This window comes from Streptomyces sp. NPDC002092 (genome assembly GCF_053593775.1).
This window is the reverse complement of sequence record NZ_JBSFDG010000009.1, coordinates 228,932-242,747: the sequence shown is the minus strand read 5'-3', so window position 1 is coordinate 242,747 and position 13,816 is coordinate 228,932. Positions and strand designations below refer to the sequence as shown.

The following is a 13,816-nucleotide window of genomic DNA, read 5'->3' as shown; positions in this document are numbered from 1 at the left end:
GACCAGGCTGGTGGGCCCGCACTGGGGCACTGGTCACTCCCAGCCGCCGGCAAGGCGTCGCAGTTCGCCCGGCTCTTGCTCTACGGGTGTGCGAGCTGTGTGACCTGACGCAGGACGGACGAAGTCTCCACCCTCCCGATGCCCTCGACGCCGCGGATGCCGCTGATGAGGTAGGCGTACAGCTCTCTGTGCGTGGCGAAGTACGTGGAGACGACGATGTTGGAGTCGCCCGTGACGGCCGCGGCGAAGTTCACCTCCGGGTGGCCGGCGAGTTCGTGTCCGACGCGGGTCAGGTGGGCGGGGGCGACGGTGAGCCACAGCAGCACCCGGAACCCGTGGTCGAGCTGCTCATGGTCGAACTGCACGGTGTAGTGGAGGACACCTGCCGAGCGCAGACGCTCCAGCCTGCGCCGGACGGCCGACTCCGACTGACCGGTGACCTGGCCGAGTTGGGTGAGGGGCGTTCGTCCGTTGCGTCGCAGCGCCGCCAGGAGCACATCGTCCGAGGCCGGCCGTGGGATCGGTTGGTCGGACGACTCCGCGGGCGGAGGGCGCAGCGCGGCCTCCTGCTCGGGGGCGAGCGCAGCGATGCGGTGGACCGGGCCGAGCGCGCCCTTGTGGAAGGAATGCAGCACACAGTGGGCGCTGACCGACGTGACCCCTGCGCTGAGATGGAGCCGGTCCAGGACGAGTCCGTCCGTGTCACGCACGCCGCACACCACCTCGGTGCCTCCGGAGGCCACGGCGACGTAGACCGTGTCAGGGCGCCGGGCCAGCGTGTCCGCCAGGCTCTCGGCGGCGTCGGGCACACAGCCCAGCCGGACGATCCAGCTGACCCCGCCCTGCCTGCGGTCGTCGGTCATGCCCACCACCCGCAGGTTCGCGAGGGTGCACAGCCGCTGGAAGCGGCGGGCGACCGTCCGGTCGGAGACGCCGAGCACGGCCCCGATACGGCTGAACGAGGCGCGCCCGTCGATCTGCAGAGCCCGCAGCAGCTGGACGTCGAGTGTGTCGAGGACGTCGCGTGCCGGGGAGTCCACGGGCATGTCCAGCTCCAAGGCTCGGTGTCGGGGCGGTCGGTCGGGGCCCGGTGCTGTCTGTCGCGGGGAGACCCGGGACCCATGGGGGAGTACGGTCCCGGGTCTCGCGCGGGGCGCCGTCCCGTCCCCACGGAAGGCGCCCGTACCGGTACGGCCGCTCCGCTCGGGCGGCCCCGTCCGGTACGTCGGTGAAGGCGTCGGTCAGATTTCGGGGTGGGCCAGGGCGAGGTCCAGACCGTCCAGGTCGTGACCGCTGCCCACCGCCAGGTGCACCGTCGCGAGCGGATACCCGGCTGCGATGACCGTGTACTCGCCGGCGTCGAGGTCGGTGAAGGCGTAATCGCCGTCCGCTGCGGTGATCGCGTCGGCCACGACATCGCCGACGGCGTTCACCAGTGTCACCCGCGCATCCGCCAGGGGCGTGCGGTCGGCGCCGCTGCGTACGGTTCCCCGCAGCCGTGCGCTCGGCCGCAGTGGCAGATGCACCGTGGCAGCACCGGCGTCGGACAGCCGGACCGGAAGCGCGGCCGGCCGGAAGCCGGTGGCGGTCGCCCGCACCTCCACCGTGCCGTCGGTGTATGGCAGTTCCCGGAAGCAGAACCGGCCGTGCTCGTCGGTCGAGCCGGCCGCCAGCACCGCGCCGTGCACGTCCGTCACGGTCACGACGGCTGCCTCCAGGGGCAGCGCGGCCTCCTCGTTGGTCACCGTGCCCGCCAGCCCGCGGATCGAGGGCAGGACGACGTCGTACGTCGTCGGCTCCGTTCCGAGCAGCAGGGTCCGCGCCTGCGGCCGGTGACCGGAGGCCGCCGTGACCAGGAAGTACGCCCCGGGCCCGGGAGCGTCCAGCCGGTAGGTGCCGTCGCCGCGCGCCACCGTCCGTCCCAGTCGGCGTCCGATCGGTGAGATCAGGGTCAGCGTCGCGCCCGCCATGCCGCTCCCGTCCGTGTCGCTCACTCGGCCCGAGAGCAGCGGGCCAGGCGGTCGGGGAGCCGAGACGAGGTGTGCGGTGTCTCCGGTGGTGCGCGTCGCCCGGTCGAGCGACGCGTCCGGCGTCCCGCCTTGTGCCCTCCCGGAGTCCGGTACGACCGAGGGGCGCGGGTGGCGGATCAGGACCGCGGCCGCCAGGGCGGCCAGCAGAAGCAGGCCAGCGCTGACGGTCAGGCACAGTCTCAGTCCGCCGAGGAACGACTCGCCCAGCGCCGTCAGAGCACGTCCACGGTCGGCGCCCAGTGGCATGCGGGCCACCGCACTCAGGCCGCTGTCGGCGGCGGTTTCGATGATGCGCCGGGCCATCGCCCCGGTCAGGCCCGCATCCGCAAGGTGCCCGGGCAGCGTGCTCGTGGCCCGCGTGGAGAGCACGGCGCCCAGTACGGCCGGGCCGAGCGCCGCGCCGAGCTGGCGGAAGGCGTTGCTGCCCGCCGAGGCCATGCCCGCCAGCTCGAACGGCACGGAGTTGACAGCCGTGTTGGTCATGGGAGTGATCACGAAGCCCAGGCCGAGACCCAGCAGCACCAGCCGCCATGACAGCGCGCCCAGCGAGGTGTGGACCTCGACGCCTGTCAAGGACAGCAAAGCACCTGCGGCCACCAGCAGACCGCCCGTGATCAGGACCCGGGCGTTGACGTGCCGGGTCAGTCGGCCCACCAGTGGGCCGAGAACCAGCGTCGTCCCACTGACCATGATCATCCGCTCGGCTGCTTCCAACGTGGTCAGCCGCTGGACGACGCCGTAGTACAGGCTCATCGCGAAGTAGAAGCCGATCAGCCCGAGAAAGGTGATCATCGCGACGAGTGTGGCGCCGACGAAGCCGGAACTGCGGAACAGCCTCAGATCCAGCATCGGACTCGGGCTGTGCCGCTCCACCATCACGAAAGCGAGGGCGGCGAGGCCGGCCAGCGGCAGGGCCACCAGCACCTGGGTGTCCGTGAACGAACCGGCACCGCCCTCGATCACGCCGTACACGAGCGCGGTGACCGCCGTCGCGGCGGTGAGCTGCCCGAGCCAGTCCAGTCGTCGCCCCCGCGGCGCGCGGGAGTCGGCCAGGAGAGGGATCGAGGCGGTCAGGGCGATCAGCGAGACGGGGATCGGCAGCAGGTAGATCCAGCGCCAGGCGGCATGTTCCAGGATGCCGGCGACCAGCGGGCCGGAGGCCAGGGCCGCCGACAGGGCGGTCGCCCACAGCCCGACAAACCTGCCGCGCTCGCGCGGGTCCGGCACCGCATGGCTGATCAGCGCCAGCGTCGTCGGCAGCAGCGCCGCGGCACCCAGGCCGGAGAGCGCCTGCCCTGCCCACAGCACCTCGATGGAGCGGGCACCCAGCGCGGTGGCGGCACCTGCGGCCGAGCACAGCAGGCCCGCTTGGAACACCCCCTTGCGGCCGTACACGTCCCCCACCACCCCGGCGGTCAGGACGAACGCGGCCATCGGGAGCACGAACGCGTCCGTCACCCACTGCAGTTGGGAGGTCGGTGCGTGCAACGCCCGCTGGATTGCGGGCAGACTGACCGACACGGTGGTCACCGGCATGTAGGCGACGAACACGCCGACGCAGGCCATGACCAGTGTGGCCTGGCGACGATCCGGCGAGGCGGTGACCGGTGCTGCGGCTGTCGTGGCGTTCACAGAGCTTCCTTTCGCGACCGTGCCGCACGGGTGGTGCGGCGCGCTCCCGGACTGGCCGTGCCAATCTCCGCCCCGAAGTGCCCCAGCACCAAGGATCCGTTGCGGAACGGACAAGAACCGCCATCTGCCCTGTGCATGCGCGGATCTTGCGTCATCCGTAGGCGGTGCGGTGTGCCACATTCCGCATCCGAGTTGACCTGCCACTGCGTGAGCCGTTCCTGGACGACGAGCAGGTCAGCCGTCCCAGTGTTCGAGGACGCGTGGGCGGATGTGTGGCGGGTACGCCTCGGCGAAAGGGCTCTTGGGTCGGCGCCCTTGGCCGGGCGCCGGCAGGAGTCCGTCGCGCACGACGACGGGGCCGGTCATATCAGGGCGGTGCAGGCGGTGTTGCATGTGGCGTCCGCCCCCGTTGGACGCGGTCGTGATGCACCCGCCCGCGTATCCGCCGTTTCGTCGCCGACGAGATGCGCGCCGATCTGCTGTACGGCCGCACGAGGACCTGCCGTTCGCCGCGCCGACCCCGGAGACGGTGCGGCAGACGGTGACTGTGACCTCGGCGAGCAAGGCCTTCATCCTGGTCGGGCTGCGCTGTTCGGTGGCTGACCAGATCGGAGTTGGACTTCCTTGCTCGTAAGCTGCCGGATCGGATACGGGCGGTCGGGCCGGGCTGGCGCACGCCTTGCTCCTGCGGCTGCATGTAGGAATTGTTCACGAGGTCCCCGCGCGGGCAGTGTTCACGCGCTTGGAGCGGTGATGTGCACCCCTGGTCACCGCACCGACCGTGTTCATCTCCACGCCGCCCCTACAGGGTGAGCGTGACGTCGTCGAGGGCGGGGCGGGCGGACTCGCCCGGGTAGCTGAACGTGACGTTCTCGAAGCGGATCTCCCGCGGGTCCTCGGGCAGCGGGTCGCCGCCCACCGGGATCGCCCGCTCGGCCGCCTCGACGTACAGCTTCTGCAGATCGCCCACGAACAGGGCGTCCTCGTGGAGCGAGTTGACCGCCACCACGAGGTTGTCCAGGCTCGACGAGCCGGTGCGGATCGCGATGACCGCCGTACCCGCCACGGACAGCGCCATCGCCCCGGCGAGCAGCAGCCCGCCGAGCGTCGCATACGTCGCCACGTTCGCCAGGCCCGTCCAGGCCGCGGCGATCAGCCCGGTGCGCGCCGCAAGCCGGGCAAGGCGGGCCTGTTCGGCCTCCGCCGTCTCCGACATGGCGTGATAGTGCCGCAGCAGGAACGGGCCGACCCCGTGCACCCGGATCTCGGGGGCCGCGGCCGGTTCGGTGAGCAGGCCGCTGAGCAGATAGCCGGCCCGGGCATGCTGCACCCAGGTGTGCCAGGACTCGTAGCGCCGCCGGGCGTTCGTCAGCGCGCTCCACGCCGTCGGCAGCGTCATCGTCGCCAGCAGCGGAAGCAGGACGGGGTGCAGCACGGTCAGCACGCCCGCCGCCGCGATCAGCGAGATCAGCGCGCTCACCACGCGCGTGGAGTACGAGATCATCCGCCGCGCCGAACCGGCGCCGTACTGCGCGGTGTCCAGCAGCTTGTGGAAGGCGTGGTCCTCGATCGCGGCCAGTTCCACGGCCGCCGCCCGCTCCAGATACAGCTCGGTCGCGACCCGCTCCACCTTGGGTTCCAGGCGTCCGGTCGCATACGTCGACGCGCCCCGCAGCACTGCTCCGAACAGCGCCACGGCGGCCATCGCGGCCAGCACCGGCACAGCGTCGCGCAGCCGGTCCCCGATCGCACCGCCGGTGATCAGCCGGCCCAGCACGCTGTTCACGGCGAGCAGGCCCACCGCCTGGGCCACACCCCGGCCCGCCTCGGCCGCCAGGACGATCCGCGCCGCCCGCCGGTCGGCCTGCCAGGCGAGCCGGAAGCTGGAGCCCAGCAGGGCCGGCAGCCGCGTCACCATGGCCCGGAAGTTCAGCTCCATGAACGCGTCCCGGTGCTGGTTCCAGCCCAGGTCGTAGCGCAACGGCCCGCCGAAGAGCAGCTGTTCCGACTCGGAGACCTCGGGCGGACCGTCGCCGCGCTTCTTCTCCTGCCTGCCTGAGCCCCGTGACTTTCCGCGCCCGCCCGAGCCCTGTGATTCCGCCACCGTCGGCCTCCCCCGATCCACGTCGACGAACGGCCACTATCGCGGGACCGGACCCTCCGGGGGAGAGCGCGTGGCGCAGCGGAACGAGCGCGCGGGCGTACGCCCGGCAAGGGCGCGATGTTTACGCAACCACGAGGGTCATGCGACGGCCGGCCGCGACCACGTAGGCGTCGTCCCCGTCACCCGGCACAGCGCCAGATACAGCGGGATCGGCGGGGTGTACGGGAGTGTGCCGGCCGGCCGGTGGATGAGGTCGGGGACCGCCGGGGCGTCCGGAACTAGCGCCCCGGCGGCGTACTGCGCGGGCGTCGGCCATTGAAGTGCGTAGTCGGAGTCGGACGGGACGAGCCACCACCAGTGCGCCGCGTCGGCGTACACGCACCCCACGCGCGGCAGCCGGGACAGCACCAGCGGGCCGAAACGGGCCGGCACCTCCACGGCGTCGCAGCCCATCGGGGCCGTCATGCCGTCCGGCACCGGCAGCCGCCGGGGCGTGCCCGGCGTGTGCACTCCGCGCCCGAGGCGGACCAGCGTGTCCAGGCTCAGCACCCGGCCGCCGGACGCAGCGCTCACCGCCATGCGGCCCCCGTCCCGTGCTGCCCGTGGTGTGCGTCCCCACCGTGCGGTGCGGCCGCCTCGTCCTCGTCACCCGAACCACCGGCCGGTCCCGGCTTGGGGCGGGCTCCCCAGCCCAGGTCGTTACAGGGTCCGCAGGCATGGCGGTCGGTGTCGGCCTTGCGTGGCAGTTGCGCCCAGACCAGCAGCCCCGGACCGTGCTCATGGGCGCCCCATGCGTCGCACAGCGCGTCGATGAGGAGCAGCCCCCTCCCGTGCTCCTCCTCGGGCCGCGCCCGCGACGCACGGGGCGCACCCGGGGAGCAGCCCTCGTCACGCACGGCTATGCGCACCAGTTCGTCGCCGTCGTGCAGCTCGCAGACGATGTGGCTGCTCGCCGTGTGCACAAGGGCGTTGGTGACCAGCTCGGAGATGACCAGAGCCGCGGTGTCGCAGATGTCCTCGCACACCGACCAGACGTTCAGCCGGGCCCTCGTCAGGCGTCTGGCCTGCGCGGGAGAAGCCGGGTGCGCGGCCAGTTCGAAGCGGAACCGGCGCTCGGCAGGGGCCCCCGCGTGGCGTGCACCGAGGCTGTGGGGGCGGCCTTCGGTGGCGTCTGTTCCTAAGGGCGCGGACGGAATCACGCTTGCCACTATCGCCCCGGCGTGAACACTTGGCAAGTGTCACTCTGAAAATTGCAGAGTGCCTGTGACGGTGTGGAAGGCCGTGGCACACTGCTCGCAACAGCACGTCATGCGGCGCCACTTGGGATCGACGGAGACCCGTACGAAACCGTACAGATCTTCGAATAGGTCTTCGAATGGCGCCGTATGGCTGTCAGCATGCTTTTTGGACTCTCAGCGGCCACGGGAGGTGGAGGGTGAGCGAACCGCGGTCCGCGCCGACGGTCGGTCAAGTCGTCCTCGGCCGCCGCCTGTTGGACCTGCGGGAGCACGCCGGCCTCAAGCGCGAGGAGGCCGCCCGCATCCTGAGGGTCGCCCCCGCCACCGTCCGCCGCATGGAGATGGCCGAGGTCTCCCTCAAAATCCCGTACCTCCAGCTGCTCCTGAAGTCCTACGGGGTCTCCGAGGAGGAGGCCGAGGTCTTCGTACAGCTGGCCGAGGAGGCCAACAGACCCGGCTGGTGGCAGCGGTTCCACGACATCCTGCCCGGCTGGTTCTCCATGTACGTGAGCCTCGAGGGCGCCGCGAGCCTCATCCGCTCCTACGACCCCCACTTCGTCCCCGGCCTGCTGCAGACCGAGGACTACGCCCGCGGAGTCCTGCGCTCGGGTGCGATCGGCCAGACCAGCCCCGAGGACATCGAGCGCCATGTCGCCCTGCGCATACAACGCCAGGAACTGCTCACCCGTCAGGACGCGCCACGCTTCTGGGCCGTCCTGGACGAGACCGCGCTGCGCCGCCCGGTCGGCGGCCCGGAGGTGATGCGTGCCCAGATCGACAGACTGCTCGAGGCCACGAAGCTGCCCAACGTGACCGTGCAGGTCGCGCCCTTCGCGGGCGGCCCGCACCCCGGTACGTACGGGCCCTTCGTGCTGTTCCGATTTGCCATGTCAGAACTGCCGGACATGGTCTACAGCGAGTACCTGACCGGCGCTGTCTATCTCGACGCGCGCGCCGAGGTGGCGACCCACCTCGAGGTCATGGACCGCATGGCGGCGCAGGCCGCTACGGCACATCGCACGAAGGAGATCCTCGAGGATCTCCGCAAGGAGCTGTGAATGGATCGCATCAAGGCGCGGGGCCACGTCTACAACGGCATGCCCGCACGGGAGTTGGGCAGCGAGGGCTGGCTCAAGCCGTGGAGCGGCGGCAACGGCGGCAACTGCCTGGAGGCGATGAAGCTGGCGGACGGCCGGATCGCCGTCCGTCAGTCCACCGACCCGGACGGGCCGGCGCTGATCTACACCACCGACGAGATGACGGCGTTCATCGAGGGCGCCAAGGCGGGGGAGGCGGACTTCCTGCTGTCGTGACGTGTTGCTCCGGCGCCTGCTCGGACACTTGATCAACTGTCCCCTGATGGTGAACCAAGTCTCGATAGCGGACTGATGGGCCATCAATTATGGTTGAGATCGGCACCGGCATGCCGCATCCCGCCCGGATGTACGACTGGTGCCTCGGCGGCAAGGACAACTACCCGGTGGATGAGTGGGGATACCGCCCACGCCCTTGAGGTAGTGGAGGAGGGCCGCCACACGGTGGCCGGCCCGGCACGGCGTACGGCAGTTCCTCGACATCGGCACCGGCATCCCCACCGAGCCCAATCTGCACCAGGTCGCCCAGGAGATCGCACCCGAGACCAGGGTCGTCCACTGCGACAACGACCCGATCGTGCTCGCCCATGCAGCCGCCCTGCTGCGCGGCACGGACGACGGCGTCACGGAGTATCTGCAGGCCGACGTCCCCGACGAGGGCGGCGCGCACGAACTGGTCCGCCGGCTGCTGGCCGAACTGTCCTCCGGCAGCTACCTGGTGGCCAGCCATGCGACGGCCGACTTCACCCCGGAGGAGGCGAAGGCCGCGACCGGGCAGCTCAAGGCCGCGGGCGTCACCCTGGCACTGCGCTCCCGCGAGGAGTTCACACGCTTCTTCGACGGCCTGGAGATGGTCGAGCCGGGCCGTCGAGGTGCCGCAGTTGTGGCATCCCGAGCCGGGGGAGCCGGTGCCCGGGCAGGACGACGGGGTGATTCCGGGGTACGGGGCGGTGGGACGCAAGCCCTGACCCCGGCGGTCATCGGGAGGCGCGAGGAGGCTTGTCCGCCTCCGGTGGCAGCACCCCGCACAGTGCCTCCAGTGCCGCCCCGTACGCATGCTCGGAGGGCGTCGCGTACCCCACGACCAGGCCGTCCTGGGCCGCCATGTCCGCTGCCGGGTGACGGAATTCGGCCAGTCCGTCCAGGGCGACGCCCTGCCAGGCGGCGGCCTTGACGGCGGAGCGTTCCGTGCCCGCCGGCAGCCGCAGCACCGCGTGCAGGCCCGCCGCGACCCCGGTGACCTCGATGTGCGGCGCGTGGACGGCGAGCGCCGCGACGAGGCGGTCGCGGCGGCTGCGGTACCGCTGCCGCATGCGCCGCACATGACGGTCGTACGAGCCGGAGACGATGAAGTCGGCAAGGCTCAGCTGGTCGAGGACGCTCGCCCACGCCTCCCGCTCGCCCTTGGCCGCCAGCGCACCGTCCACATACCGCCCGGGCAGCACCATCCAGCCCAGCCGCACGGCAGGCGACAGGCTCTTGCTGACCGAGCCGAGCAGGATCACCCGCTCGGGGTCGAGCCCCTGGACCGCCCCGACGGGCCTGCGGTCGTAACGGAACTCCCCGTCGTAGTCGTCCTCCACCACCACCCCGCCACGCGCGCGTGCCCAGTCCACCACCGCGGCCCGACGCTCCGCGTGCAGGGGGCCGCCGGTGGGGAACTGGTGTGCCGGCGTGAGCAGAACGGCCCGCTCCCGCTCCAGCCGGTCCACACGTGCGCCTTGCTCGTCCAAAGGGAGCGGTACGGTCCGCACGCCCCCGGCCACGAGCAGCTCCCGGTGGAACGGCAGCCCGTACGCCTCCACGGCCAGCGGCCCGGCGATGACCCTGTCCCGGCCGCCGAAGAGCAGCCGCAGCCCGTGCGCGAAACCGGAGCAGATCACGATCCGGTCCGGCTCGGTGCGCACACCACGCGCGCGTGCCAGATACTCCGTGAGCGCCTCCCTCAGCTCGATCCGGCCGGCGGGATCACCGGGGCCGAACACCTCGTTGGGCGCCTGCTGCAGCGCCCGCCGGTACGACGCCAGCCAGGCCGCACGCGGGAACGCGGACGCGTCCGGGGTGCCCTGGCGCAGATCGTGGCGAGGGCCACGCGAGCGTGGCGGTGTCTTTCGGGGCGTCCGCTCGGCCTGCCGCAGTGGTTCGGCACGGTCTGCCACCCGGGTGCCCGAGCCCTGCCGGGCGCTCAGCCAGCCCTCCGCGACCAGCTCCGCATACGCGTCGGCCACCGTGTTGCGGGCGACACCGAGGTCGGCGGCGAGCGAACGATACGGCGGCAGCCGGGTGCCGGGAGCGAGCCGCCCCTCCCGTACGGCCTCGCGCAGCGCCCCGATGAGCGCGGCCCGCCGCCCACCCGCCTCGACCAGCTCCAGATGCAGGTCGGCCCCGATCCGCTCAGCGGAATTGACCCACGGTTTCGCCATGAAAGTGCACCCTACAGCCGGTCTTTCAGGCCCATAGGTTGAAGCACATGACGACGAACACGACGCACATCACGACGACGGCCCGCCTGGACTTCGCGAAGTCCGCCCCGACGGTCTTCCGCGCGCTCATCGGCTTCGACGCCGCCGCCCGCGAGGGACTCGACCCGGCCCTCGTCGAACTGATCCAGATCCGGGCCTCGCACCTCAACCACTGCGCGTACTGCCTGCACATGCACACCCATGACGCCCGCAAGGCCGGCGAGAGCGAGGACCGGCTGCACATGGTCGCCGTCTGGCGCGAGGCCCGCCACTTCTTCACCGAACGGGAACAGGCCGCCCTCGCCCTGACCGAGGCGGTGACACTGGTGGCCGACGGCGGCGTCCCGGACGAGGTCTACGCGCAGGCCGCAGCCCACTTCGACGAGCAGGAACTGGCCCACGTCCTCGCGCTGATCCTCACGATCAACACCTGGAACCGGGTGGCCCTCTCGACGGGCAAGGTGGCCGGGACGGACGAGCGGCGCCGCTAGCCGGGCCGACGGTTGCTACACCGTCATCGGACGGTCGTACGGCCCAATGGGCGCCGGGAGCCGCGAACTCCCCGTCAGATAACGGTCGACGGCCGCCGCCACCGCCCGCCCCTCCGCGATCGCCCACACGATCAGCGACTGCCCCCGGGCGGCGTCCCCGGCCGCGAACACACCGGACACGTTCGTCGCGAACCCCGCATCCCGGGTGATCGTCCCGCGGGGCTCCATCTCCAGCCCCAGCTGGTCGACGAGCCCGTCCTGACGGTCGGGTCCGGAGAAGCCCAGCGCGAGCAGCACGAGGTCGGCGGGGAGCGTCCGCCCGGTGCCGGGCCGTGGACGCCGGGCCGCGTCCACCTCGACCAGGTGCAGCGACCGCACATGCCCGCTCTCGTCGCCGGTGAAGCGGAGCGTGGACGCCGCGAACAGCCGCGCGTCCGCGTCCGCCGCCGGCGCCGTCTCCAGATCCCGCGCCTCCTCGTGGGCGGCCGACAGCCGGTAGATCTTCGGGTACGTCGGCCAGGGCTCGGCGTCCTCGTCGCGCGCGGCGCCGGGCTGGGCGTAGATGTCCAACTGCGTGACGGACGCGGCCCCTTCGCGCACGGCCGTCCCCAGACAGTCCGCCCCGGTGTCACCGCCGCCGACGATGACGACGTGCTTCCCGGCGGCGGACATCGGAGAGCTCTCCAAGTCCCCTTCGCACACCCGGTTGGACAGCGGCAGATACTCCATCGCCTGCTGTATCCCCGTCAACTCGCGCCCCGGTACGGGCAGTTCGCGCCAGGCGGTCGCCCCCGTCGCGATCACCACGGCGTCGTACCGGGCCCGCAGCTCCGCCGCCCCGACGTCCCGCCCGACCGCCGTCGACGTGCGGAACTTGGTACCCTCGGCCCGCATCTGCTCCAGCCGCCGCTCCAGATGGTGCTTCTCCATCTTGAACTCGGGAATGCCGTACCGCATCAGCCCGCCGAGCCGGTCGTCCTTCTCGTACACGGCGACCGTGTGCCCGGCCCGTGTCAGCTGCTGGGCCGCGGCCAGCCCGGTCGGCCCGGACCCGATCACCGCGACGGTCCGCCCGGACAGCCGGTCCGGCGGCCGCGGCGGCGTGAACCCAAGCTCCCAGGCCTGGTCCGCGATGGCGGCCTCGACGTTCTTGATCGTGACCGCGGGCTGGTTGATGGCGAGCACACAGCCCGCCTCGCACGGCGCGGGACACAACCGTCCGGTGAACTCCGGGAAGTTGTTCGTGGCATGCAGCCGGTCGGCCGCCTGCCGCCAGTCGTCCCGGCTGACCAGGTCGTTCCACTCGGGTATCAGATTCCCGAGCGGACAGGCGTCGTGGCAGAACGGAATACCGCAGTCCATGCACCGGTCGGCCTGCTTGTTGATGATGGGCAGCAGCGCCCCGGGGACGTAGACCTCGTCCCAGTCCTGGACCCGTTCCGCGACCGGGCGGCGGGGCCAGTCCTGGCGGGGCGTGGTCATGAATCCCTTGGGATCGGCCATGGCCGTCTTCCTTGCCTACGCATGCGACGAGCCGTGCGTCATCGGGCGGCACTCTTTCGGCCACGATACGACTCCCGGGCCCCGTGCGCAGAGGGGACGGACAGCGCTTTCCGTCTAGCCTTCTGTCCTTCCGTTCCGCTCAGGTCAGCGCCAGCACGTACGCCACCGCCGAACCGGCCGAGGCGACCATCCGCACGTGATTCCAGAACGTCCACTCGCGTATGTACGTCGGCCAGTACGCGGCGGCTTCCGGGGTGCCCGGGTCCAGCTTGGCCAACGTGTCGTTGCGCGGCACGTTCGCGACCATGGTCACCCCGAACGAGCCGAACAGATACAGCGCGCTGCCCACCAGCAGTTCCGCCCTCCCGTCGTCCGGCCACAGCACGAACGTCACCACGGCGAGCACCGCGCACAGCACCGCCGACCCCACGAACACCAGCATGAACGCCGGCATCACCGCGGTCGCATTGATCGAGTTCATCGCGGCCACGCCCTGCGCGGGCGGCAGCGCGGCGAGCCCCCTCATCACGAACGTCGAGAAGCCGCAGAACACCCCGGCCACCAGACCGGTCCCGAGTACACCCAGCACCGTCAGCCAGAAATACGGTCCAGCGATCATGTCGTCAACTCCCGCGTAGAGCCGAGATCTTCCCCGGCACCTCCCGTCACCACAAGTGAATTCCCGTACGAGCACAGTGACCATGGCCGAGGAACCCGGCCGCATACGCGAGCGTCCACCCGCGATCCGGCGGCTGCGGGTCGCAACGCCGGTCGGCCGCCTGCCGTTGCCGCCGCCGCTCGTGGCGCTGGTGGGCTGGCTGCTGCCGGGGCTGATCGTGGTTGTGGCGCTGGTGGGCTGGCTGCTGCCGGGGCTGATCGTGGTTGTGGCGCTGGTGGGCTGGCTGCTGCCGGGGCTGAGCGCGGTCGTGGCGCCAGAGGGACGGTTGCTGCCGGAGTCGATCGCGACCTCAGCGCCAGCGGGCCGTCTGCTGCCGGGGCCGATCGCGGTCGTGGCGCCAGCGGGCCGTCTGCTGCCGGGGCCGATCGCGGTCGTGGCGCCAGCGGGCCGTCTGCCGTTGTTGCCGCCGCTCGCCGCACCAGTGGGCCGGTTGCTGCCGGAGCCGATCGCGGTCGCGGCGCCGGCGGGCCGCCTGCCGCCGCAGCTGATCGCGACCTCGGCGCCGACGGGCCGGCTGCCGCCCGATCTTCCTTCGGCAGGCGCCCTGTGCCGGTAGCCGACGCTTCCGTGTGTCTTGCCTGCA

The 13,816-nt window shown here is 71.6% G+C and carries 11 protein-coding genes and 2 pseudogenes; 5 read left to right on the top strand and 8 right to left on the bottom strand.

Features of this window, described 5'->3' with window-relative positions; genetic code table 11:
* Positions 1–80 precede the first annotated feature (80 nt).
* From ACWCRD_RS22480 to ACWCRD_RS22460, 5 genes and pseudogenes are all read right to left on the bottom strand, one after another.
* Positions 81–1,046, bottom strand: coding sequence for an Lrp/AsnC family transcriptional regulator (locus ACWCRD_RS22480; RefSeq protein ID WP_450967569.1), 966 nt, complete (start codon positions 1,044–1,046; stop codon positions 81–83).
* Positions 1,047–1,241: 195 nt separating this feature from the next.
* Positions 1,242–3,596 carry an MFS transporter gene (locus ACWCRD_RS22475; RefSeq protein WP_450967693.1) on the bottom strand — a complete coding sequence of 785 codons (2,355 nt, stop codon included), beginning with the start codon at positions 3,594–3,596 and terminating at the stop codon, positions 1,242–1,244.
* Positions 3,597–4,467: 871 nt separating this feature from the next.
* A pseudogene (locus ACWCRD_RS22470) lies at positions 4,468–5,631 on the bottom strand (ABC transporter ATP-binding protein); the annotation flags it as partial.
* Between the two features lie 273 nt (positions 5,632–5,904).
* Complete coding sequence (locus ACWCRD_RS22465; RefSeq protein WP_115908792.1) at positions 5,905–6,345, bottom strand: hypothetical protein; 441 nt, start codon at positions 6,343–6,345, stop codon at positions 5,905–5,907.
* Positions 6,336–6,974 (bottom strand): ATP-binding protein, encoded by a 639-nt coding sequence (locus ACWCRD_RS22460; RefSeq protein WP_450967568.1) that lies wholly within the window; start codon positions 6,972–6,974, stop codon positions 6,336–6,338. Before ACWCRD_RS22460 ends, ACWCRD_RS22465 begins: the two co-directional genes overlap by 10 nt.
* 227 nt (positions 6,975–7,201) lie before the next feature.
* Here ACWCRD_RS22460 and ACWCRD_RS22455 point away from each other — a divergent pair, with 227 nt between their 5' ends.
* From ACWCRD_RS22455 to ACWCRD_RS22445, 3 genes and pseudogenes are all read left to right on the top strand, one after another.
* Positions 7,202–8,062, top strand: a complete 861-nt coding sequence (locus tag ACWCRD_RS22455; RefSeq protein ID WP_344403926.1) for a helix-turn-helix domain-containing protein — start codon at positions 7,202–7,204, stop codon at positions 8,060–8,062.
* Entirely contained in the window at positions 8,063–8,317 is a 255-nt protein-coding gene (locus ACWCRD_RS22450) for a DUF397 domain-containing protein (RefSeq protein WP_344403925.1), read from the top strand.
* Positions 8,318–8,406: 89 nt separating this feature from the next.
* A pseudogene (locus ACWCRD_RS22445) lies at positions 8,407–9,066 on the top strand (SAM-dependent methyltransferase).
* A 9-nt stretch (positions 9,067–9,075) separates the two neighbouring features.
* Here ACWCRD_RS22445 and pdxR read toward each other — a convergent pair.
* Positions 9,076–10,521: a MocR-like pyridoxine biosynthesis transcription factor PdxR gene (gene pdxR, locus ACWCRD_RS22440; RefSeq protein WP_450967567.1), complete on the bottom strand. Its 1,446-nt coding sequence runs from the start codon at positions 10,519–10,521 to the stop codon at positions 9,076–9,078.
* Positions 10,522–10,568: 47 nt separating this feature from the next.
* Between pdxR and ACWCRD_RS22435 the strand changes: the two genes are divergently transcribed.
* The gene (locus ACWCRD_RS22435) at positions 10,569–11,051 is read left to right on the top strand and encodes a carboxymuconolactone decarboxylase family protein (RefSeq protein WP_450967566.1); all 483 of its coding nucleotides are present in this window, start codon (positions 10,569–10,571) and stop codon (positions 11,049–11,051) included.
* Between the two features lie 15 nt (positions 11,052–11,066).
* Here ACWCRD_RS22435 and ACWCRD_RS22430 read toward each other — a convergent pair whose 3' ends face one another.
* Positions 11,067–12,554 carry a glutamate synthase subunit beta gene (locus tag ACWCRD_RS22430; protein ID WP_450967565.1) on the bottom strand — a complete coding sequence of 496 codons (1,488 nt, stop codon included), beginning with the start codon at positions 12,552–12,554 and terminating at the stop codon, positions 11,067–11,069.
* Between the two features lie 139 nt (positions 12,555–12,693).
* On the bottom strand, positions 12,694–13,173 hold the full coding sequence (locus ACWCRD_RS22425; RefSeq protein WP_450967564.1) for an anthrone oxygenase family protein: 480 nt from the start codon (positions 13,171–13,173) through the stop codon (positions 12,694–12,696).
* 82 nt (positions 13,174–13,255) lie between these two features.
* On the opposite strand from ACWCRD_RS22425, the gene ACWCRD_RS22420 reads away from it, so the two are divergent.
* Entirely contained in the window at positions 13,256–13,789 is a 534-nt protein-coding gene (locus ACWCRD_RS22420) for a hypothetical protein (protein WP_450967563.1), read from the top strand.
* Positions 13,790–13,816: the final 27 nt, after the last annotated feature.

Excerpts from the sequence above, each read along its gene's own strand:
- ACWCRD_RS22480 (WP_450967569.1), bottom strand. The coding sequence starts at position 1,046 with ATGCCCGTGGACTCCCCGGCACGCGACGTCCTCGACACACTCGACGTC.
- ACWCRD_RS22475 (WP_450967693.1), bottom strand. The coding sequence starts at position 3,596 with ATGGCCTGCGTCGGCGTGTTCGTCGCCTACATGCCGGTGACCACCGTG.
- ACWCRD_RS22465 (WP_115908792.1), bottom strand. The coding sequence starts at position 6,345 with ATGGCGGTGAGCGCTGCGTCCGGCGGCCGGGTGCTGAGCCTGGACACG.
- ACWCRD_RS22450 (WP_344403925.1), top strand. The coding sequence starts at position 8,063 with ATGGATCGCATCAAGGCGCGGGGCCACGTCTACAACGGCATGCCCGCA.
- pdxR (WP_450967567.1), bottom strand. The coding sequence starts at position 10,521 with ATGGCGAAACCGTGGGTCAATTCCGCTGAGCGGATCGGGGCCGACCTG.
- ACWCRD_RS22435 (WP_450967566.1), top strand. The coding sequence starts at position 10,569 with ATGACGACGAACACGACGCACATCACGACGACGGCCCGCCTGGACTTC.
- ACWCRD_RS22430 (WP_450967565.1), bottom strand. The coding sequence starts at position 12,554 with ATGGCCGATCCCAAGGGATTCATGACCACGCCCCGCCAGGACTGGCCC.
- ACWCRD_RS22425 (WP_450967564.1), bottom strand. The coding sequence starts at position 13,173 with ATGATCGCTGGACCGTATTTCTGGCTGACGGTGCTGGGTGTACTCGGG.
- ACWCRD_RS22420 (WP_450967563.1), top strand. The coding sequence starts at position 13,256 with ATGGCCGAGGAACCCGGCCGCATACGCGAGCGTCCACCCGCGATCCGG.